This window comes from Ruegeria sp. F5 (assembly GCF_056533845.1).
In genome coordinates, this window is sequence record NZ_JBQFOU010000004.1 from 113,456 (window position 1) to 135,704 (window position 22,249).

General features: G+C 60.9%; 13 protein-coding genes. 3 read left to right on the top strand and 10 right to left on the bottom strand.

Annotated elements, in window-relative coordinates; genetic code table 11:
- Positions 1-14: 14 nt before the first annotated feature.
- A complete protein-coding gene (locus ACR0K1_RS07795) occupies positions 15-1,310 on the bottom strand; it encodes a hypothetical protein (protein WP_480849687.1) in 1,296 nt (431 codons plus the stop codon).
- A 441-nt stretch (positions 1,311-1,751) separates the two neighbouring features.
- On the opposite strand from ACR0K1_RS07795, the gene ACR0K1_RS07800 reads away from it, so the two are divergent.
- On the top strand, positions 1,752-3,521 hold the full coding sequence (locus ACR0K1_RS07800) for an adenylate/guanylate cyclase domain-containing protein (protein WP_480849689.1): 1,770 nt from the start codon (positions 1,752-1,754) through the stop codon (positions 3,519-3,521).
- 2 nt (positions 3,522-3,523) lie between these two features.
- Here the strand turns inward: ACR0K1_RS07800 and ACR0K1_RS07805 are convergent, their stop codons facing one another.
- Genes ACR0K1_RS07805 through ACR0K1_RS07815 form a run of 3 tightly spaced genes read right to left on the bottom strand, consistent with a single transcriptional unit; the run spans position 3,524 to position 9,482 of the window.
- Positions 3,524-4,900, bottom strand: a complete 1,377-nt coding sequence (locus ACR0K1_RS07805; protein WP_480849691.1) for a hypothetical protein — start codon at positions 4,898-4,900, stop codon at positions 3,524-3,526.
- A 12-nt stretch (positions 4,901-4,912) separates the two neighbouring features.
- The gene (locus ACR0K1_RS07810) at positions 4,913-7,738 is read right to left on the bottom strand and encodes a peroxidase family protein (protein ID WP_480849693.1); all 2,826 of its coding nucleotides are present in this window, start codon (positions 7,736-7,738) and stop codon (positions 4,913-4,915) included.
- Positions 7,739-7,751: 13 nt separating this feature from the next.
- Positions 7,752-9,482, bottom strand: a complete 1,731-nt coding sequence (locus ACR0K1_RS07815; RefSeq protein ID WP_480849695.1) for a thiamine pyrophosphate-binding protein — start codon at positions 9,480-9,482, stop codon at positions 7,752-7,754.
- Positions 9,483-9,703: 221 nt separating this feature from the next.
- Here ACR0K1_RS07815 and ACR0K1_RS07820 point away from each other — a divergent pair, with 221 nt between their 5' ends.
- Positions 9,704-11,275 (top strand): formylglycine-generating enzyme family protein, encoded by a 1,572-nt coding sequence (locus ACR0K1_RS07820; RefSeq protein ID WP_480849697.1) that lies wholly within the window; start codon positions 9,704-9,706, stop codon positions 11,273-11,275.
- 428 nt (positions 11,276-11,703) lie between these two features.
- A complete protein-coding gene (locus ACR0K1_RS07825) occupies positions 11,704-13,050 on the top strand; it encodes a peptidoglycan-binding domain-containing protein (RefSeq protein ID WP_480849699.1) in 1,347 nt (448 codons plus the stop codon).
- A gap of 63 nt (positions 13,051-13,113) precedes the next feature.
- Here ACR0K1_RS07825 and ACR0K1_RS07830 read toward each other — a convergent pair whose 3' ends face one another.
- Genes ACR0K1_RS07830 through ACR0K1_RS07855 form a run of 6 tightly spaced genes read right to left on the bottom strand, consistent with a single transcriptional unit; the run spans position 13,114 to position 22,217 of the window.
- A complete protein-coding gene (locus tag ACR0K1_RS07830; protein WP_480849702.1) occupies positions 13,114-16,458 on the bottom strand; it encodes a CHAT domain-containing protein in 3,345 nt (1,114 codons plus the stop codon).
- Positions 16,455-17,042, bottom strand: a complete 588-nt coding sequence (locus ACR0K1_RS07835) for a hypothetical protein (protein WP_480849704.1) — start codon at positions 17,040-17,042, stop codon at positions 16,455-16,457. The genes ACR0K1_RS07830 and ACR0K1_RS07835 overlap by 4 nt, the downstream gene beginning before the upstream one ends.
- Before the next feature lie 40 nt (positions 17,043-17,082).
- Complete coding sequence (locus ACR0K1_RS07840; RefSeq protein ID WP_480849706.1) at positions 17,083-19,200, bottom strand: caspase family protein; 2,118 nt, start codon at positions 19,198-19,200, stop codon at positions 17,083-17,085.
- The gene (locus tag ACR0K1_RS07845) at positions 19,197-19,742 is read right to left on the bottom strand and encodes a hypothetical protein (RefSeq protein ID WP_480849708.1); all 546 of its coding nucleotides are present in this window, start codon (positions 19,740-19,742) and stop codon (positions 19,197-19,199) included. The genes ACR0K1_RS07840 and ACR0K1_RS07845 overlap by 4 nt, the downstream gene beginning before the upstream one ends.
- On the bottom strand, positions 19,735-21,150 hold the full coding sequence (locus ACR0K1_RS07850) for a sensor histidine kinase (RefSeq protein WP_480849710.1): 1,416 nt from the start codon (positions 21,148-21,150) through the stop codon (positions 19,735-19,737). The genes ACR0K1_RS07845 and ACR0K1_RS07850 overlap by 8 nt, the downstream gene beginning before the upstream one ends.
- The gene (locus tag ACR0K1_RS07855) at positions 21,147-22,217 is read right to left on the bottom strand and encodes a response regulator transcription factor (RefSeq protein WP_480849712.1); all 1,071 of its coding nucleotides are present in this window, start codon (positions 22,215-22,217) and stop codon (positions 21,147-21,149) included. The genes ACR0K1_RS07850 and ACR0K1_RS07855 overlap by 4 nt, the downstream gene beginning before the upstream one ends.
- Between the last annotated feature and the right edge of the window lie 32 nt (positions 22,218-22,249).

Here is a 22,249-nt window from a genome sequence, read left to right on the forward strand (position 1 = left end):
ACGCACCCAACAGTTTAGCGGATCGACCAGCGCCGCGTTTTGGTGCTGCGTTCGCTTTTCTTCCTCTTGTCAAAGCGGTCTTTGTCCAGCGCACTATCGCGATCGCCCCGGATGATCTGAAAGTCGATCTCCTGATCGATCTTGAACTCTTTCATCATCGCCTTGACCACTTCCGAGGTGTCCCGATGCACAACTTCGGACAGGCTGTTCAGGTCGATCAGGTCGAACTGGTTCGGGATGTACAGCTCTTCCTGCACGGCCCGGAACTCGACAATCGAGGTCATGTCGGACAGGGCGGAAATCGCCTTGGTCTCTCCCCATTTCGCCCAGTTCACGAAGCTTTCCCAGCCGACATAGATATCTTTGCCGAACTGATAGATGTGGATCTGCGCCACACCCTGCCCCTTGGTGACGACGATACGGTCACGCTCTTCAAAGCCGCGGGGCGTTCTGAAACCATAGGTTTCTTCCTCGACCATAAGCCCGTCTTCGGCATGGTCCCCCAGCGCCTTGAGGATGCGCCCCTTCATATCCGCCAGCCGCTCACCCAGTTGCGGTACAACCGTTTGCCAGGAATCCACCGACAAAAGCGCCCGGGGCGACGTATCGGGCGTGTTGATGACCGAAACCTTTTTCTGCCGCCGGGCGAGGATCACCAAAGCGGCGGCGATCACCAGCAGCCCGATTACCACGGCGATAGCGCTGGCCGATCCGACAAAGGCGATCAGAGCCCCGGCAATCAGCAGAAATCCAGGCCCCGAGAACCGCAGTTTATTGCGATAGATATCGCGAATGCGATTGGAATGCCGGGTTCTGGCAAAAGGAATGAAGGCCAGGAAAAGGGATTCGAGCCTGTCCTGCCAGGGCGTATAATCGCTTGGCTTCGGCCCTTTCTGGATAGTGTAGGCGACCCATTCGGCCGCTTGCTTTTCGCCGAAATGCAAACGATCGAAAACGGCGATCTTCTTGCGGCCATCATCGGCCCGCGCCGTGGTGACCACATCGTGTTCGTGATACGGGCGGGTGTCGATGATGATCTGCATCTCGCACCGCACGCGCGGGTCGCTGCCTTCGGGGCGGGCCGAATTGTCCGGCAGCCATGCCTCGACCTTGAGCCAGGGCGGGTAAACGCCATTGATCGACTTTGTCACCAGCGCCTTGACATTGTGCCGTGCAAGTTCTGCCTCGATAGCGGCGATAAAACGCTGCCGCTGTTCATAGGCCTGAAGCCACGCCGAGCTTTCGGACACCCGCAGTTCTGGCCGGGCATCAATCAGCTGGGCCGGGGTGTTTTCTGCAGTTTGGTCCATCGCAAACTCCTGTCGAAATCTTTAATGGCGAAAAATCTTGAACCTATGAATCCTTACAAAGCTGCACGTCTGCCCGAAATATGAGCAGACTTTTCGTTGCCCTGTTTACTGAATCTTAGCATCAGAGGCCGTATCTGTCACGGAATCAGGTTTCTAATACGCCCGCCAATCGGTTGCAAACACGCAGTGGCATTCTGGCCACGCCTCGAAAAGCATGGTTTGCAGGCGGTCCGTTTCATGACATGCTCAGGTGGGGATTCCTTAAACCGGAATGGGCGGATCGATGGCAGGAAACTGTGGTCGGTCCCAGTTTTGGTACTTTCCTGCGCCATCACAGACGGGCCGGGAAGTAAAGCACAGGGGCTTCCTCTGACCGCCCAGGATGATATCGGGGCACCGTACTACCTGAACTCTTGCTAAAATCTCGACCGAGTACCGTTAGTGACAAACACCAGGCCAGACACACAAATCAAGCAGAAGCTCGGCGCGGTGCTGTTTGCGGATGTTGTCGGGTATTCGCGTCTGATGAACGAGAACGAGCTTGATACGTACAGCGCGCTAAAATCCCTGCTGTCCAGGCTTGAAGACACCTGCACCCAGTATCAGGGCAACATCGTCGAGGTTCGGGGCGACGGCATTCTGGCCCTGTTCGACACCGCAACCAGCGCGGTCGAGTTCAGCGTCGAGTTGCACCGCATTGCTGCCGAGCACAATCAGAAGCGCGATAAGGACCACCGGATCAAGTTCCGCGCCGGTGTCCATATGGGCGAGGTTCTGATCGACGAACGGGGCGTTCACGGCGACAACGTAAACATCGCCGCTCGCCTGCAAGAGATTGCCGAGCCCGAGCGCGTCTTTATCAGTGCCGTCGTGTACGACCAGATCCGCAATCGTCTGCGCTATGGCTATGAATTCCTTGGGCCGAAACACCTCAAGAACATCCTGGCCCCGGTGGCGACCTATTGCGTCCGCAGCGAGGTCGAAGGCGCAACGATGGCGGCAACCCTGCGCCCCGAGTTGCATGAGGGCAACATGCAGCGGCCCGATATGCCCTCGGTCGCGGTCCTGCCGTTTTCCAGCGCCAGCGGCGACCCCGAAGACAACTGGATCGCCGAGGGGCTGACCGACGACATCATCATGAACTTGTCGAAGTTCCGAAATCTGTTCGTCATCGCCCGAAACTCATCCTTCTTCTTCAAGGCCGAGACGATGCCTCCGAAAGAGGCCGCCCGCAGGCTGAACGTCCGCTACATCGCCCGGGGCAAAATCCGCCGGTCGCAAAGCCGTATCCGGATCACCGCCGAACTGATCGACGTGAACTCGGAACGCACCATCTGGGCCGAGCGCTTTGATCGCAAGATCGATGACGTTTTCGACATACTGGACGAGGTGACGGAGTGTATCGTCGCTGCCGCCGCCGTGATGATCGAGTCGCAGGAAAAGCAGCGGATGGCACAGGCCACGCCCTCGGACCTCGAGGCTTACGGCGCGGTTCTGAAGGGCCAGCACTATATCTTCAAATACACCCGCAACGACAATCAAAGGGCGCAGAGCTGCTATGAGTTTGCCCTTGAACGCGACGATGGCTATGCCCGCGCCTCGGCAGCCCTTTCGCGGACGCTGAACATCAACTGGCGCTATTCCTGGGACAATGGCGCTGAAAACGCGCTGGATCAGGCGCTGTCCTATGCTCAGCGTGCCATTGATCTGGACCCGACCGACGCGCGCGGATTTGGTGAGCTGGGCTTTGTGCAGCTTTACCGCAAGGAACATGACTCGGCGATTCAGTCCTATAAGCGGGCTTTGGCGCTGAACCCGAACGACGCGGACTTGCATTCGGACTTCGCCGATGCACTGGCGCATTCCGGCGACAATGAGGGCGCGATCTCACACCTGAAGCAGGCGATGCGGCTGAACCCGTATTTCCCCGATCAGTATCTGTGGCATCTGGGCGGCGCGTATTTCAACTTGAAGCGCTACGGGGATGTCATTGAAACCGTGAACAAAATGCACAACCCCACCGAGGGTCAGCGCATGCTTGCCGCCAGTTACGCGCAACTGGGCGAGTTGGAAATGGCGCGGCTGGTTGCCGACAAGCACCGCGCCGTGCATCCGAATTTCTCTCTGTCCCGCTGGGCCGACATTCAGCCCGACCGGCTGCAAGCCGATACACAGCACTTCCTCGAAGGACTGAAGCTGGCCGGTTTCTGAGGTTACACCCCCCAGTTGTCGTCATGTGCGCGTTGCGCGGCAGTCAGGCCATTGTCGAAATAGGTGTCGTAATACTCGTTTTCGACACGATGGGTCTGCAACCAGATGCCGGGCGCATGGATGGCCTCGCAATGGGCGGGGAAGCGGCCGTGGGTTTTGTGGATATAAGTGCAGATGTCACGGGCGCAGTCGATCACGTCCTGCTCGTATTCCCCGGCCTCTTCCAGATATTTGTCGCCGAATTCGCCCTTGTAGATGCGCTCGAACAGCGCCTCGTTCTTGTAGATGCCGTCCGGCCCGAACTTGCCCGCGATCACCGCGTCCACCGCATCTGACATGGTGGGATAGTACGGCGGGCATTTGCCCTTGATGAGGTGCTCGCCATGATGACGCAGCCCAACGGCGTGCGCGCGGACGTGTTTCATCGCCGCAATCGGCAATGTGTGCCAGCGCAGCAGGTCCATCACCCGCCATTTCGGCGTTACATAGTCAAAGCCCAGCATCGTGCCATAGCGGTCGCTGAATTTGGGATCACCCATCAGCACCGGCGGAGAGATTGCCGCGTGAATCCAGCCGCCCAACCCCAGTGCTTCGGTCACCAGAAACAGGTTCTGGATCAGCAGGTCGGCTTCGATCTGGGTGCGCATCTGGCCCAGCACGCCCAGCGGGATTTTGATGTCGGGGTTCAGGAACCCTTTCTCGATCCACTTCTTGACGCCTGCGGGCTGATAGAAATTGCGGTCATCCACAATCACCGGCCGGGCGTTTTCCGGCTGCGTCAGCAGGTACATCAACGCGTTGATATACTGGTGCGAAAGGTCCACCACCGGGAAGAAAATAGTCGAACCCGGTGTGTTCGACAGGAACCGGTTCGAATCCAGATAGGCCGGGAAATCGCGCATGTCGCCCGGAACATCGATACGGCGGTCAAGAATTTGCACCTTGGCCTGCTCGGCCCGGTCGATCAGCACCTCGGGCGTCCAGGTGTTGGTCCCGCCTTCCAATGGATCAAGGCGGCGCAGGAAATAGGTGCCGCTGTCATTGATCATGAAGAAATGCGTGCCCTGTGCGTTGTCGGGGCTGCCTGCCGTGCGCCCCTCCATCACCAGATTGGGTTTGGACATGATCGGATCGCCGCTTTCATCGTCGAAAAACGGCCGGTCCGGCATTGTCATGCCCGAGGCACCCGTCGCGGCAATCAGGATCGCCTCTTGCAGCGGCGACAGCGGCGAGCGTTCGTTCTTGGATTCCCAACTCAGCGAACCCGCCACCACGTTCGACCCCCGGCTGACCCGCTTGGTGCGCCGGCTCCACAGGGTTTCGGCTGTCTTGGCGAACACAAAGGATTCCAGACCCTTTGAAAAAGAGTTCTTTGCCATCGCTCGGCCCTCCTACACGGCAGACCACGGCGCGAAGGCCGTGGCGTTCTTTGGCAGCACCGGTGCGAATTCCGGGAAGTGCCGCAGCAGTACCGATTTCATCCCGTTCTGCGCGATCCAGTCCATGCCCAGCGGGGTGTAGATCTCGGGCCGGAAATCGGTGGTCAGGAACCGGTCCGACTGTAACCGGCGCGAGGCCATCAGGATGAACACCCGAAACGCCGTATCCGAGAACCCAAACCCGTCCGGGGGCGTTTCCCCCAACAGACCGATCACCGTATCGACCTTGTCGATGTCGCCATACAGCTCTTTAAGGATGCGGTTGGTTTCGGGGCTTGCGGTCAGGTCGTCCCACTCGGTCACGGGCGGCATATGCAGCCCCTTGCGGAATTCGTTGTACCGGGGAACCCGGCGGGCGCGGGTGCGCACGATATCGACCACCGACAGATCGATGATTTCCCCTTCGCGTTCCATGTTTTGCAGGGTTTTCGGAAAGTTGTGCAAGGTGATCGCGCCGGGATGGGCAATGCCTTGCGAGTAGAGGCAATCCCGCAGGCCCAGATCGCGCAGCTGCTCGTCCGTATCCTCTCCCTGGATTTCAAGGAAGTTGCGCCGCGCTTTTTCCTGACCGGTTTCAAAATCGTAGAAGATGTAGTCGTCCGGGATCAGCGGATGCATCCGGTAAACGGTGGCGAATTCCTCGGTCAGGGAATAGCGCGCAGTGTGGTGATCCGGCTCGGTCTCGGGGATGCCTTTCAGCGCATGGGTATCGGTCAGCCAGATGCCCAGACGCGTCAGCCAGGATTTCGGCGGGCCGTACCAGTTGGTCTTCATGCCGATGTCCAGCGCCTCGGTGCCCAGAACCGCCGGGGTCCATTCCACCGTATGTATCTTGGCGATCAGCGCCGAGACGATCAGTCGCGCGGTTTGATAGCGACGCTCGTCACCCATCGTCGGATAGGCCGCTTTCAATTCATCGCACAACACATTGTGTTCGCGTGCAAAAAGCGTGTGCAGGGTCGACAGGCCCAGCCACCAGCTTTCGTTGAAACCGGTAAGTTCGAACCCTTTGACATTCTCTGGCAGATAGCCTTCGTCCGTCAGTTCAAGCTTGGGGCCAACACCATCCACACGCAATTTCTGCGCGGCCTCGGCATCCACACCGTAGACCTGCGAGCCATCCCACCAGTGCGAGTTTTCATTGGCGAACAGGTACGGGTCATCCGCCCCCTCTTTCGGGACGTTGCCACCGATGCGCATCTCGCGTTCCGGATCACCGTCCGGGCGGTTCTTCCAGTCCGGGTATCCTTCGGGAACGGGCACCACATCATCGTCCTCACCCAGCTTGCGCCGCTCATGCGCCACCCAGTCATGCACCTGAAACTGAATCCACGAGGCCGCCAGAATGTTCAGGATCTTGGCTGGGATAAAGGCCTGCCGGTCCATCAGCTTGCGCGCCACCTCAATCGGGTTGGGGCTGCCGTCGGGCTGCACTTGCGGCGGCATATTGCGGCCAAACGTGGCCCCTGCCGCGCCCATCTTCGGATCGGACAGGTCGTTATAGCTGCCGTCATGGGTGCGATAGACGCGGTGTTCGGCCCCGGGTTCTGGGGGCACCGCGCGGGCACTTGGCACAGGCTCTTCCGGGTCGGTGTCGATCAGACTCTTCTGCCGCAGATCGTATCGCAACGCATCGAGGTTCAGCATCTGCAACAGCACGCTTGGAATCCGGTGCCACGGCACCCGCCGGTTCACCACCCGCAGGATCGACCGTGCGGCGGTGCCGAAGATCCGGTTCTGCAATGGTGGCGGCGGCGCCTTGAAGCGTTTGCCCTGCCGATGCGCGGCCGAGGCGTCATACGCGGCCTTGCGCGCCCGGTTCAGATTGCCCAGCGGGCGGAACTCATCAGTTGTGTTCCACGGGTTGAACCCCATCCGCTCGATCTCCAGCGCTTCGGCCAGCGCCTCGGGCGTTGACAGGTCACGCTGGGGCAGAACCAGTTCGGCCACTTTGACCGGAGGAGAGACCATCTCGCTCCACTCATGGGCCGCGTCTTCGATGGGTGTCTGATCTTCCGCATAGAAACGCTGCACAAACAGGTCAAAGGTGATGTCCCCGCTGGCCTGCCGCGCGGCATATTCCGCCGATAGCCGCCCTGCCCCGGTGAACGCACCCTGAAAACCCGAACTACCGGGCGCGGGTTTGAACGTATAGCGCACCGCCTCGGACCCCCAGGCAATCGCGCCCCGGCTCCAATAGCTTTCCAGCGCGACGCTTTCACATTCACGCAGCGCAGTGCGGACATTGCCAAGCATCCGGCGTGTTTCCGACAGGCCCAGCACAAAGCACAGCCGCACCAACCCCACCAGCTTCGACAGGCGACCGCCTGCAAGCGCGTGGGCAAAAACCACGAATTGCCGCGCATTGCGCGCATGGGGCACCGCGAAGTTGGTGGCCAGCAGGTCGTGATCCACGCCCTCGGCTTCGGTCACACGGACAGCCAGACCGCGCAGGTCTTTGTCTTCATCGGATTGAGTCTGCGACGAGGCGCTGGAAAACCGCACCATCGCCGGATAGCGCGCGCCGGGCTTGGCGAAACCGACCTGCAGGTCTTCGGGCAGGTCGTCGACAAAGCGCAACTCGGCCCCTTTGAACGCCGCAATCGGCTTCTTGTGAAAGGCCCGGTCCACACCCCGCGCCTTGGCCGCCGCCATGGATTTGAGCTGCGCGGCCATCATCATCTGGGCAAGCTCTTTGGTTTCCTTCAACTCGGCCTCGGGCGATCCGCCCACATAAACCTCGCGCCATTTCGGCTGTGTTTTTGGGCTGCCGTCCATCGGAACCTCCTGCTTACAATCCAAACCGTTCGCGCACACCTGACCAGATCGCTGCCAGCACGCCTTCGGGATGCGGTGAGTAATTGGGCAATGCCAGGCGCGTGATCCGCGCGTCGATCAGGCAGGGTTTTCCGCTGGCCAGCGCGGCGCGGAACGCATCTTCGAACTCTTCCAGCCGGTCCACTGCGTAGCCTTCGGCCCCGCAGGCGCGGGCGTAGGCGGCGTAGTCGGGGTTGTCGAATTCGACCAATCCGGTCTTTCGGAAGGCCGACAATTGATACAGCTTGATCAGCTTGAATTCACGGTCGTTGAAGATGACCCAGATCACCGGGATGTTGTACTGCACGGCGGTCATCAACTCGAACCCGCTCATCAGATACGACCCGTCGCCCACAGCGGCCACAACCGGGCGGTTCATTTCGGCAAACTTCGCGCCGATAGCGCCGCAGACGCCGATCCCCATCGGGCCATAGGTGCCCGGTTTGCGGAAATTCTGCCCCTCTTTCAGTTCCAGATAATACCCGGCCCAGGCCGCATGCGCGCCCGCGTCGGTCAGAACGATCCCTCCCGGAGGCAGCATCTGTGAAATCTTCTGCACCATCTCACCCGGATGCAGTTGCTTCTGCGGCGAGATGATGAACCGTTCGTCATAATCCTTGGGCCGATAGTCGCGCTTGGGCACCGGGCCGATATCCGCGTCCATGCGGTCATAAAGCCCCTGCATCACCTGCCTGGCATCTCCCAGAACCACGTGATCGGGTTTGTAGAACTTGTCGAACTCGCCGGCGTCGATATTCACGTGGATCAGCGTCTTGCCATCGAAAAGCCCGTCATGAAAATCAAAAGTCGCGTGCTGCGCAAACGAGTTTCCCACCGCCAGCACTACATCCGCGTCCGAGAACAGCTCCCACGCTGCCTTGTGCCCGGAATCGCAATAGAGCCCGATGGCCAGAGGATTTTCCTCATCCACGATCCCCTTGCCGTCCATCGTCGTCAGCAGCGGGATCTGGAACCGCTCGATGAACTTCTCGGTGATCTCGTTCGCTCCGGCCCGGATTGCGCCGAATCCAGCCAGCAAAACCGTGGTCTTTTCGGTCTTGATCGCGTGTTCCAAAACCTCTGCCGCCTTGTCCAGCGCGGCGGGTTCAGGGGTGACTCCCATCTGTGGCAGGCGCAGGGGCCGGAAATTGGTAACTTCGACCTTGGGGTCGGTGATATCTTCAGCGATTGCCACATGCACCGGACCGGGCCGCCCTTCGAACGCGATGTCGATGGCTTTTTGCAGCGTGTCGATCAGATCGTCCGGATCCGTGACCAGAAAATCGGCGGGTTCACCGGTGGCCGGGTCTTTCTTGGTTGCGGCGCGGAACATCATCCGCGAATCCGGCGTACGCGCCAGCCCCGAGGTTTCGTTCAGCCCGCCCCGCCCCTGCCAGGCGACCGTCGAATAGCCGCTGACGGCCAAAAGCGGATAACTGTCCGTCAGCGCCACGCACATACCCGAGAGCAGATTGAACGCCCCCGGCCCGGCGGTTGCGAAACAGAAACCCAGCTTGTCGGTGAACATCGCGTGACCGCAGGCCATGAAGGACGCGCCTTGTTCGTTCTTCGCGATTACGGGTCGGATTTTGTCGGAAGCATCCAGCGCCAGCATCATCCCGGCCGCGTTCTCCCCCGCGCCGCCATACGCTGCATCAACGCCAATTGTTTCGAGAGCAGCGACAACTGCTTCGTAAACTCGCATAATGTGCTCCAAAAAATATGAACAATAATTCTCAACGATAACAAAAATTAACGTTTCGCGAAACAGTCTCGGTGCGGATGCACGCAAAAGCAGAACGCACCCGCCGCAAGAGCCTGCGCAGTCAGCCGAAATACCCCGATCTTGTCGGTTGAAGTTCATCCGATTTGTGCAAAACTGGCCAATGCGGTTCATGCGGACTGCTGGTTGAAGGAGATCCCGAGTTGCCCGTTTCCATCCGTTTCTGCCTGGGGGTATTCCTGACCTGGTGCGCGCCAGCGCTGGCGAATGACGCGCAATGGCCCGAACTTCTGACGGACCCGTCCAGCAAGTTCCACGGCCCGGCAGACCTGATCCTGCCCATGCCCTGCGGCGGCGGCATGGCGTTTCAGCGTGTAAACGTCCCGGTGGACGTGGCAAGCCCACTGTCCGACCGGCCGTTTCGCATGGGCCAGTCCGATGCGGACACCGCATTCTCGGATTACCTGAAGCCGACCTATCTGCGCGGCGCATTCGACGACCCGGAAACCCAGGTCAGCTACTATTACATCGCGCGCTATGAACTGAACGAAGGACAATACCGCGCCATCACCGGCGATTGCGAGGGCGGTTTCAAACCCGTCGACGCCCGCGCCAAGGGCGGGCTGACGTGGTTTCAGGCGGTGGATGTCTCGCGCGCCTATTCCGAGTGGCTGATGCAGAACGCGCGCGATAGCCTGCCGCAACAAGGGGACAGGATCGGGTTCCTGCGCCTGCCAACCGAGCCGGAATGGGAATTTGCCGCCCGTGGCGGGGCCAAGGCGGATGCCTCGGTCTTTGCGGCGCGGCGCTTCTTTTCCGAAGGGTCTTTGACGGATTACGCGGTCTATCTTGCGCCGGGCAGCGGCAGCAAGAAACTGTCGATCATCGGCGCCCGCCGCACGCCGAACCCGCTTGGGCTGCTGGATATCTACGGTAATGCCGAGGAACTGATGCTGGAACCCTTCCGCCTGAATGCCATCGGCCGTACCCATGGCCAGCCCGGTGGGCTTGTGACCCGGGGTGGCTCGGTCGATCAGGAAGACGCGCAGATTTACACGGCGCGGCGCAACGAATACCCGATGTACAGCAACCTGACCGGCAAAGCGCTGGCGGGGGAATATTTTGGCATCCGGCTGGTGATCAGCGCAATCGTGGTCTCGGAAGACCGGTATAACGCCATCCGCACCGGCTGGACGGAAGAGGCCGACAGGTCGACGGATTCTGAGGCCGACCCGCTATCCACCCTGAAAACGCTGCTGGAAGACGAAGTCGACCCCCGCCGCCGCTCGGCGCTGGGGGATCTGCAGCTTGAGTTCCGCATTGCGCGGGAAGAGGCGGCTGAATCCCTGTCTCAGGCGGCCAAGTCCACTTTGCTGAGCGGCGCGGCCTTTGTCGAAACACTGATCGAGGGCAGCCGGGAAATCCGGCAGCTGGAGCGTGACAGCCGCAGGCTGCTGGACACCGTTCAGGTCACGGTCGGCGATCAGCGGGCGCAGTTGATGCAGACGCTGAACCTCAACCTCGACCGGTTGGATGCGTTGCGGGCCAGCCGGGACACGTATCTGCTGTCCTACCGGGCTGCGCTTGAGACGCTGGGATCGGACGTCGAAACCGAGATGCGCGTGACCGCCTATTCGGTGCTGGCGCAGGACCTTGCAGAGGCAGAGCAGCTTCAGCTTCTGGATATGCTTAACCGGTTCTGGGACGACATGGCCTTGTATCTCGAGTCTCCGGACATGGAAAAGGACCAGTTGATGCAGATTGCCATACAGTAGGACGGGGTAAGCAACGTAAGTTGTTGGCTTTTCGTGGACTCTCTCTTCCCCGCGAATCGTTTTGAGACTTCGGGTAGGACGATCACTGGCACACGCATTTCGAGAGCCTATGTCGCCCCTACAACATGAAGGCGAATCACGGACGCGTGAGGAAGTCGGGCGTGGAGCGTCTGAAAAGGCAACTTTTTAATTTCTTAACAAAGGCTTAACCAGAAGAATCACCCATGGCATCAGGTTCACATTCAGCAACCCGCCAGAAATGGTTGGATGCAATGCGGTGACAATTTTTGTAACATGCATTGAATCACATGTTTACGTAGATATTACGGTGCAACGTATTTGGTATGGAGGTAGCTGAAATGCGGTTTCAGTTCATTAGTAAATCAATCGGTGGCGCGCTTCTTGCCTCCATATTTATCACTACCGGAGTGGGCCGCGCACAGGCTGATCTTGCGGATGTCATCATCGGCGCAGGGGCTGCGGCCATTATCGGCTGTGCATCCGGCGCGCTCAATTGCAAGGGCAAGAAGCAACGACAGCAGACAACCCGGTCACAGCCCCGCTCGACCGTGAATTCCGCAGCGCGTCAGCAGAACAGACAGATTCAGACCGCGTTGAACGGGTTCGGCTGGAATGCGGGCACCGTTGACGGGGTGATGGGCAACCGAAGCCGCGCGGCGATCCGTGATTATCAGGGTTACATGGGCTACCCCCAGACCGGCCAACTGTCGGATTGGGAACGTCAGAACCTGATCGATGGCTGGCAGAAATATCAGGCCGGTGCCGGTGGTGCCTATCCGCGCACCATGGCCGCCGAAGGCCCGCGCGGGCTGCTGAACATCGGTCGTGATCCGAACTATGCGTCGCGCTATGGCGACCTCGTGGGTACCAATTACGGCGCCAACAACGAAGGCACGATCAACCGCTGGCCCGATAATGGCACTCAGAACGCGGCTATTCAGCCTCAGGCACAGGTGCCGCAGGCGCAGGTACCTCAGGTACAGCCTCAGGGTGGTCAGGTCATCGGGAACGCCGGTGGCACGGTGCCGAAACTGAAGCCGTTGCAGCCTCTGGGTCAGGTTGCGGCATCTGCGGCGGCCCGCTGTGAACTGGTGGATCAAACCACGCGTATTCAGGGCGGCGTCGTTCAGGCGACCAATATGACGGACCCGAACCAGGCCCTGAGCGAGAAGTTCTGCGAAGCGCGCGGATTTGCAATCACGCAGGGCGGATCGGTGGCGTCGCAATATGCGGTGTCCGAAAATGAAATGACTGCTTTGTGCGAACAGATTGCCACAGGGTTTGGCGACACGATTGCCGGTCTTGGCACCGCAGCTCCAGGCCAGGTCATTCCGAACGTGCAGTCGACAGCCCAGCAACTGGGTCTGAGCGATGCTGCAACGATGGGCGTCTACGGACAGATTTGCATCGGCATCGGATATCGCCTCGACAATGCGGAAATGGCACTGGCCGGCGCGTTGACGATGATGGCAGCCGGGAACGATCCTTACGGCGAACTGGTCGGTCACCATCTGCGTGAAGGATTTGGTGTACAGACCTCTGCCTCGGCGGCGACACCGTGGTACGTGAACGCGATGGACGCGCTGGAGCGTGGCGCAACCCCGGTCTTCGTGCCCAGCACAACGCCCGAGCGCATTCAGGTCATCCGCACCGCGCTGCAGGTTCAGAGCCAGCGCGCAAGCGGCGGCAACCATACATTGCCGAAAGTCGTACCGGTCTCGAATACGCTGCCTGTTCTGGCACCGAAGAACTAAGCAGTATCGACAGACGTTGCAAAATGGTCAGCCTTCGGGCTGGCCATTTTTTGTTGGCGCAGCTCAACCACCACCGATCATCAGGAACGGAGCCCAAACAGACGGGTGAGCATTGGTCAGCAAAGACTGATCGCGCGTTTGATCTTCCGACAATTCCACCATGGCGCGGCGCAACGCCTCGGCCTTGCCTGTTCCATTCTGCGACAGACCGACCGTGCGGGTGATAAGCCGCTCGGCCGCCTGATCATCAACCCGCCAATGCGAGGCAAGCACGTTACGAGCGCCCGCCGCGAAGAATCCCTGAACCAGCCCGCCCAGCCCCTCACCGCCCAGCGTGTCCTCGCCTGCGGTGTCACAGGCCGAAAGGATGACCCAATCGGCGTTGAGGTTCAGCCGAGCAGCCTCGGACGCCGTCAAAACGCCATCGCGATCCCGCATCAGATCGTCATTTGCGGCCAGATCGGGCGTCAGCGCCAGGGCCGGTTCCGACAACCCCTCGAACGCTCCGGACAGCAAGCCATGCGTTGCGAAATGAAGAATATCGGCCTGCGCCAATACGCCTTCGTCATTGAGCGACTTGATCTGAAGCTCGTTCGCCTCGGCACCCAACCGGACCTCGCTGCGGTCCATGCCAAACACATCGGCCAACGCTTCAATTTCACGCCGCGTGCCGGGCAAGGCCGGCAAAGCGCTGACGGCCTTCAACCGCTCGGACGCGGATCGCAGCATGACCGCATCCGTGCTGGGCAAGGCGGCATATTGTGTGCCGGAAAACTCGGGCGCACCGATCCCGACATAGGCCAATCGGCTGGCCTGGGGCGTATGCATCCGGCCCGCGCGCAGCGCTTTCAGCGCATGCACCGAGGGCACCACCTGCAAGGCCCGTTCATGCCCCAACCACCGTATCTGGCGCAGTTCGTCTGCGGTGCGGCGCTGCATCGGGGCGTTGCTGCGTTCCTCGCCCGCAATCAGGGCGGCAAAGGGGATGCCCATCGTCTCGCCATAAGGCACAAGCGTCCAGACCGGTTTGGAAATGATCAGGTCCGCGATTTCCGGCTCGCCAAAGAACGCATCGTGCAGGCGTTGGGCCGCATCGAAGGCGAAAGGGGCCGCTAGCCTTGGTGCGGGGTCAGATGTCTCCTGAACACTGGCCAGCGGTGCCCGAAGCGCCGCCATCCGCTCCGGCACCTTCGGGTCGAGCGATTGGTGCAGGGCACTTATGTCCTGGACCACCTGCGCCCAGTCCAACGGTATCTCGGCCAACACTGCTTGGTCCTGTGTGACCGCCAGCACCAACCCTTTGACCGCCCCGTCACTGGCGCTTTGGGTCGTTGCGGTCAGAAGCGTGATCAGAGCCTCATCCGGGTCCAGAAGGTTTTCCTGCACATCGATCAGGTCCGCCGGGGCCGGAATCTGCCATTCGAAATACTGTGCAAAATCGGCGGACATACGGGATCGCAGGCGGTCCAGATCCGCGTTTTCTCCTTCGGCGGGCGTGTCCAGAACCGCCTGCTGCCAGTCCGCCGCCAGCTTGACCAACTCCGGGTCCTCGGCGACCTCACGGATCGCTGCCCGGGCAACCGCCACCGACGCCGGGCCATACCCGGCCAGTTGCATCGCCTCGAACGCCATTTGGGTCAGTCGCTCTTTATCTGCAGATGGGCTGCCCTCCGCCGCGCGCAGAACAGCCGAGGCGTAAAGCTCACCATAAACCTGCCCCTGCAGGTTCAGCGCCGTCGCGTTTACCTGACCTTCCAGCCATTGAAGACCGCGCAGATACAGCAAAAGGGCGTCAGTGCCAGTGCCAAAGGCCTCAGCCGCATCGGCATGGCGCCCGCTTTTCAGCAACGCCGTCCCATGAGCATCGGCCAGCCTGTAGTCGATTTCCGGGTCGGGCACGGGATGCTCTGCCCGGCGCTTGTCGATCTGCATTTCAATCACGCCCAGCGCAAGGTCAAACTGCCCCGCTTCCGACAGGTAAAACGCGTATTTGAGATGTGCGGCATACGCCTCGAACCTTGTTCCATGCCTGCCTTCCTCATCGGCGAGGCGGCGCAGTGTATCCAGATCATCCGCTGTCGGCTTTTTGCCTGCGTCGGTTCCGTCCCAGAACACCGGCTGATCGCTGGCGTTTGGCAAGGCCGAGACCTGAATTTCCTTGTCTTTCGCCTGAATCCTACGCACCTTTGCGCGCAGTGTTTCCCGGTGATGCGGCCCCAATTCCTGTGTCAGGATACCGATCGAAAGCTCATAAAGCGGTTTGGCTTCGGCAAACATCAGACGGTAATTGACCAGAAAATCCGCCAGCGAGAACAATATCTCGGCCCGGCGCGTTGGTGGCGCGGCCTGGGGATGCTCGGTTATCAACGCCAGCGCCGCCAGAAGAGATGTTTCGTAGCCATCCAACGCGCCATTGGCCAGATTGTGAGCAGCCAGATTCAGCAGCGCATCCAATCGGACGGATGGGTCCTCGCTGTTGATGGCGGCGTCTGTGATCTGCCGGTTCAACGCGCGCGCCGCAAACTTGCGCCCTTCCGCGCGCTCGATCTTTTCAAGCGTGTGGCGGGCAAATTGCGTCACGTTGTGCCCCGGCGGCAGGCTGCGCAGCGCGTCGTCCAAAATGGCCTGCGTGACGGATCTGCCCTCGGTTAACTCTCCCGCGCCTTCCAGCGCCATGCCATAGCGCAGGCGAGCGAAAAGCCCCTGTTCGGTGCCCGACGCGCCCTGCCTCCGGTCGATGTCAACAACCCGACGGGCCGGGTCCAGCGCCGCTTCGAACGCGCCAAGTTCCGTCAGTGCATTCGTCAGACCCACAAGCGCCAGCCTGAGTTTCTGGCCGCTTTCGCCACCCTCCTGCGCAGCGTCAACCGCGGCCTTGAAAGTCCGGCTCGCCTGCTCGGCGTCGCCCATTGTCTGCTGCGCCATGCCGACCAGAACAGCGGTATCCAGACCGGCGGGACCGGCCAGTTGCCCGAGATGGTCGAGATCAGCCAGAAGCGCCTGCCCCACCGCCAGCGCCGCCGGAGTCCGGCCCTGCACCAACAGCAGACTGCCATATTCGTAACGGACATAGAGACCCTGCTGACTGGTCCAAAGCCCCTCGGTCCGCGCCGCTTCAACGGCTTTTGAGTAGGCGCGTTCAGCGCCCTCGACATCGCCCATATGGAACAACATCTCGGCCACAAGTCCATATTGCGACACGCCGCTTGCCCCTTCGGGGCGCTGCCCTTGATCTATCATCTGCTCAAGCTGAACAGCCAGTTCCCGGGCGGTCGTGAAGTCCTGCGCGACCAGCGCCTGAACGGCTTGCTCACGCAACGTCTCGGGCCGGGACTGTGCCGTCAGGGGCTGACCTGACAGCAGCAATGTGGTGCAGACGCTGCTTACCAGCGCGATAATCGCCCTCATCCCGGTGCCTCGCAATTCGGGCGGGTGGTCTGGGGGACAAACAGGGCAACGCGGCCAACGGCAGTCCCGGCGTTGGTGATCCGCAATCTGGCGCGCGTGCAGGATTCGACCCAGACATCCAGCAAAGCGGCAACCCCTTCGACGCCTGTTTGCGGCTGCGTGTCGGCGGCAAGCCCTGTGCCATCTGTGCCGGTCAGAACAACGTCTATGTCCGCACCCGCTGACCCGCGCCAGAGGCGGGCTTCGACCCATGTCAGTTCACGGCCCACAAGCACGACTTCCACCTCATGCGCCTCGCCCGGTGCAAGCTCCAGATCCAGCCGGGCCGCGCCGCCCAACTGACCGCGGGATTTTGCGGCCAGAACGGCCTTTAGCAGGTCCGGGCCACCGGGCATGGCTGCCAGTTCATCGGCGAAATGCGAAACTGAGAACGGATCTTCGCGATCCAGCGTGCTGCCCTCTGCCAGCAAAACAGACAGGCTGTCGGCCAAAGCCTGCGGGTTGCGAGCCTCAACGGCCCATCGCGCTGCAACCTGTGCGCTGAGCCTGTTGTCTTGTGCGACTGCCGCAGCGGCCCAACACATCGATGTCAGGCAAATCAGGCCTATCGCAACTGTCTTGTATCTACTCAGCAACGCGATCCTTCCCCTCTTCCCCTACCGTTCTGAGCGGCAAGATCACCGCCCCGCTTTGCCGCATGACCGTATCCCCGATCGAGCGGCGCGCGGATTGTCCGAACCCGGCCTCTGTCAGCAGCGCGGTCAACGACGCGGAGTCTGCCGATCTGGTGGCGGGCGGCGCGACAGACGATTGCAGATACCGGAAATCGGCCGGAACAGCACCGGGAACGCCACGCTCGGCCAGTATAACAAGACGCATCGGTCCCGTCGCAAGCGGCGATCCATCGGGGAGTTGCGTCGCCTCGACATAGCGCAGGGTGTCCGCTTCGTTGGCCCCGATGCGCCAGCCGCCTTTCGCGGCATCCCGGTATCCGGGCAGGAAATACACCTGATTGTCGGGCGCGATATAAAGCGGCGTCAGATCGACCGGCCAAGGGTTGCGGTTTTGGACCGTGACGGAAACGGTGTCGCAGTGCGTTATCCGAGGCACGCCGGGGGATGGGTCCTGCGCATTCGGACTTGCATCAACGGTGTCCTTACACACCCCGCCCTCGTCCGCCTGTCCGGCGCGTTGCTGCAGACCGACCGTCAGATTTGTCGCAAGCTCCGTTGCCTGCAAAGACCGTGCGACCGAGAGCAAAGAGCGCGATTTCGTATATTGCTGCAGCATGTTCTGCAACCGAGGCAACTGCGCGGAATCCATGGGAACCGCCATCGCATGACGCGCTCCGGGTGCGGTTGGTTGCAGAACAAGCTTATCCTCTTCGGCCACGATGCGCAGGTCTGCCCTCTCATGTCCGAGACGGAGGCGCGGGCTTAAGTCGGCGATCATCTGCGCGATGCGCTTCGACATCCCGGCATCGACGCCCGGCAGGGACAGCGCCACCGAATAAGTCAATTCCGTTGGCCGGGACGTTACTTCGGCCGTCAGAACGGGCGCACGGTCCTGTAGCCAGCGCAGACGGAAACGGGTCGGGTCCAGCCCTTCGGATGTCAGCTTCCCGTCGAGTTCCAGCTGCGCCCCGGCGGGTAGTGAGCCGGTGCTGTGCGTCAGGGACACCTCGCTCACCACCACCTCGAACAACACCGTTTCGGTCTGGTCGCGCACTGAAAAAACGGTGCTGGGTGTTATGCCATCAATTCGACCGGCAGCGATGGTAATGTCCTGATCAACGGACAGGGCAAACCGGCCAGCACCCGCTGCATGCTCGGCAAAGGCGTGGGGCGCGCCCAGCGCTCCGTCGAACTGCGGGTCAGCCCGGCCTTTTCCAACAGTCCAGATGGTGGACGTCACCTGCCGCGCGAGGTCTGAAAAGGTGCTTGCCCGCCCCTCACGCAGCGCGCGGGCCAGTGCCCATGTGAGCAGCCCATGAGGCGTTTCTGACCCTGCAACCTTTGCTTCATAGGCCAGCGCCCCGGCTGCCGCCCCGTAGAACCCTGTGAATTGCCCCGAGGTCTGCGCGCTTGGTGGCGAAAGTTCGGCCAATGTATCCGCCCCGTCCCCGGGCGAGTTGTCCGGGTTCAGGTCAACGAACCTGGGCACCAACTCAGACCCGAAGTCGCGCCGAAAACTGCCCGAGTGGCAGGTATCGGCAATCAGCCAGACATGTGCCCCGGCGGCAATCATCTGGTCGATCCTGGCACCGATTTCGTCGTCCAGAACCACGTTCACGGGTGCCCCATCCGCGTCAAAGCCGAAGTCTGCGGGTAGGAACACCTCGTCAAAGCCATCGGTTTCTGCAGACGTGGCATGCGCTGGTATCTGCGCCCCATGACCCGCCAGATAGACGGTAATCAGGTCCCCCGGCCTTGCGTTTTCAGCAAGCCGGTTCAGGGCGGCGAGTATGTTGGCGCGGTCGGGAATGGATGGGGTGATACCCTCTGAGGAAAGGAACTCGGGCGCGTCGGTCAGAACGGTGATCTGATGCGCCTCGACCCCCATATCTACGAAAACCTGCGTCATCAGGGCCACGTCCGGCCCCGGTCCGCCCAGCGTGCCAAAATCGCGTGCCTGATCGGCTGCGTAGTTCATGACACCGATCATCAGCGCCCTGTGCTCTGCGTTGGCGGCCTGCGTGCAAACACAGGCCAAGGCGCTGAACAAAAGGGCCAGACGTCTCATTGCGCTGCCGGGCGGGTCTCGATCACAACCCATGTTTCGGGGCGGATCGTCACCTGTCCCTGCACAAGCGGCGGAGCGCATGTCCAAATAAACCCATCGCGGTGGCAGGCTGATCCGGCGGCCCCAAGCACCTGATCCGCAGGCGCACCGGATTGCGATGCGAACGCCGTAATCCCCTGCGCTTCGGGCACCTGGAAGCTGTCGCTGCCGTCCAGAATCCATATCATCGCGTGTTGCGATGAAACCGGTTCTTCGCCGGACAGTTTGCCATGGCGGTCAATCAAGCCCGGATCGCCGCGCGCAAGAAACTGAGCCTCGGCCTGATACTGCCCCAGCAATCGCGCTGCGGCCGCACCCTGCGGAGAATGGGCCGAGATCATCTCAAGCGCCGATAACAGCAGCGGCGCGTTTTCCGCCTCGACCGCTGTTTCCGCCAGAACCAGACCCGCCGCAACACGGGTGACGGGGTGATCGGGTTGCGCCGAAACTGCGGTGCAAAGGCAGAGGCCAAGGACGGTTGAAACGATGTGCGTCTTAGTCATCACCGTCCTCCGCAGGTTGGGGCAGCGCCGCGCCATGCACATATGCGGTGACGCGGGTTCCGTCTTCGCCTCTGGCCAACTCTGCCTTGAACCCATGCTTTTGCGCAATAGCCTTGACCAGCCCCAGGCCCAGCCCATAGCCCGGATTCTCGGCGCTTTGCGCGTAACGGTCGAACGCGTTGTCTGTGAACCCCTCCGGCAACGACCCGTCATTGGAAATCCTCAGTTCAAACTGTCCGGCCCGCTGCTGCAGATCCACCGAGATATCCGAATTGTCGGGCGCGTATTTCACCGCATTGGACAGCAGATTGGCCAACAACAGCTCCAGCAGATGAGTATTACCCGTCACGCGCACCGATTTGTCGATCCGTACTGTCAGATCGCGGCCCTGCGCGGTCAGGTCTTCCTCGAAGTCATATACCAGGTCTTCGAGGATGACGCCCAAGGCGACCTCGGGCTCGAACTGGATATCCGCATCCGCCTGCAGGCGGAACAGTTGCATGATCGACTGCAGGCGCGCATCGGCGGCATCGATGCCCATATCGATACGCTGGGCTTGCGCGCGTCTCTCCTCATCCGTTTCGGCACGCACGATCTTGCGCAGGCCACTGCGGATATTCTGCAGCGGTGTTCGCATTTCATGCGCCAGATGCGCCGACAGGGCGCGCAAGTCGGCAAACAGTTCATCAATCTTGGGCAGCGCCGTGTTCAACTGCCGCGCCAGTTCGCGCAGTTCGGGCGCGGGGTTTTCATCCTCGAACCGAATGCGGGTTTCGCCCGAGGAATAACGGTCGAGCAAAGTGTTGATCCGCTGCAAATTGCGGCGATAGCGTTGCCAGTGCGCGACCTGCAGCAGAACCATCAGCCCGCAGACAAACAGCGAGATGAAACCTGTCGCAAGCGCAAGCCGCCGGGCTCGTTTGGCCTCAGCGCTGGGGGCTTCGATGCCGAACACAAGCGCCACGTCCCCCATGGGCAAGGCCCAGTCACTGGACGCGGCGGCAACATCGACCGACCGCAGTTCCAGATTGATGCCATCGACGGTCGCTTGCGTCGCCTCACTGTCAAGCGCCACTGCTGCGCCGGGGGCGGTTTCCAGCAACACGCGCCGCTTGCCGCCACCGATCTGCCACAGCGCCAGTTCCAGCCGATCCGTTCCCGGCAGAACAATGTTGCGCGACCGGTCAAACGCGGTGGCCAGCCCGCTGACCCCTGTATCTTCGAGGATGCGCAGCATCTGCGCTTCGACGCTTTGCAGCGCCCTCTGATCCGCCCTGTCGGCGGCTGTAAAGACCGAAACACAAAATACGGCCGCCAGCATCAGGTACACGCCCAGCGCGGCGTAAAACAGCCCCTGCCCTGTCACCATGCGCAATGGCTGCGGGAAAGCTGCGGCCCTTTTGTTCACGGTCCCGATCCTATAACCGGCGGAATGCGCAACAGTTCTTCGGACAGAAACACATAGGCATCGCCGTCGGTTGCCAGAAATTCAGGATACTCTTCGCCACGTTCACCAAGCGCCGATTTGAAATCGCGCACCAGCCGGTGCCGCGCAGCTGTCACCGGGTTCGAACCCACATCCATGAACGTCTTTTGCCAGACATCCAGATAGATCATCCGCTTGGGGATCGGCAGGCCTTCACGCTCGGCCAGATAGATCAGCATCTCGCATTCTTTTGGCCGAAGCTCGACCCGTGTGCCACGCCAGCGTACTATTCTGTCCTTGCGATTGATCTCGAGCGGGCCGAAGACCATCGTTTCCTCTGAGATCAGCGGGCGCAGCAAAACCTGAACACGGGCGCGCAATTCGCCCTCGTGCACCGGTTTGCAGATGTAGTCATCTGCGCGGGCCGTTTCGAGACCGCGAATTCTGTCCTCGATGGAGTCGAGCGCGGTGAACAGCAGCGCCGGAATGCGGATGCCGAGGTCGCGCAACCGGCTGATGAAGGTCAGGCCATCGCCGTCGGGCAGGCCACGATCAACGATCAGGGCATCGACGGGACCGGCCTCGAACCGGTCCTGCGCCTCTTTCAATGTGCGTACGCGGGTTGCGTCCATACCGGCGTCGCGCAGCACGTCGATGGCCCAATCGCCGATTTCCTCTTCATCCTCGACGATCAGAATGCGCGGAGGCTGTGCCTGCAGTTTCAGCGCCTGAACACGGGTCAGAAACTCTTCGTCCGTTCCATCCGCCGACATGACGTCACTTGCGCCAAGAGCAAGCAGTGCGTCGCGCCGGTTGCGGAAGCTGACGCCGTGCGACAGGGAAAACAAAACCAATATCCGGGATGCAGTTTGCGAGACTTCGGCAAGTCGGGCATCCGCATCTTCATCCGACAGCGTTTCTGTATCCAGAACAGTCACGGTCCCTTCGCCGGAACTGGCGACAGATAGCTTCTGAGCATCCAGTATGGCTATGCGCGCGGCCTTTTTTTCGGGAATGCCACCCAGATATGAGACATCAATTGTTTTCATGCTAAAATTCCCAACTGCCCAAATGGTGCGGA

Coding starts and splice junctions, on each gene's coding strand:
- ACR0K1_RS07840 (WP_480849706.1), bottom strand. CDS start 19,200: ATGAGACGTCTGGCCCTTTTGTTCAGCGCCTTGGCCTGTGTTTGCACG.
- ACR0K1_RS07855 (WP_480849712.1), bottom strand. CDS start 22,217: ATGAAAACAATTGATGTCTCATATCTGGGTGGCATTCCCGAAAAAAAG.
- ACR0K1_RS07815 (WP_480849695.1), bottom strand. CDS start 9,482: ATGCGAGTTTACGAAGCAGTTGTCGCTGCTCTCGAAACAATTGGCGTT.
- ACR0K1_RS07810 (WP_480849693.1), bottom strand. CDS start 7,738: ATGGACGGCAGCCCAAAAACACAGCCGAAATGGCGCGAGGTTTATGTG.
- ACR0K1_RS07835 (WP_480849704.1), bottom strand. CDS start 17,042: ATGTGTTGGGCCGCTGCGGCAGTCGCACAAGACAACAGGCTCAGCGCA.
- ACR0K1_RS07845 (WP_480849708.1), bottom strand. CDS start 19,742: ATGACTAAGACGCACATCGTTTCAACCGTCCTTGGCCTCTGCCTTTGC.
- ACR0K1_RS07805 (WP_480849691.1), bottom strand. CDS start 4,900: ATGGCAAAGAACTCTTTTTCAAAGGGTCTGGAATCCTTTGTGTTCGCC.
- ACR0K1_RS07795 (WP_480849687.1), bottom strand. CDS start 1,310: ATGGACCAAACTGCAGAAAACACCCCGGCCCAGCTGATTGATGCCCGG.
- ACR0K1_RS07830 (WP_480849702.1), bottom strand. CDS start 16,458: ATGAGGGCGATTATCGCGCTGGTAAGCAGCGTCTGCACCACATTGCTG.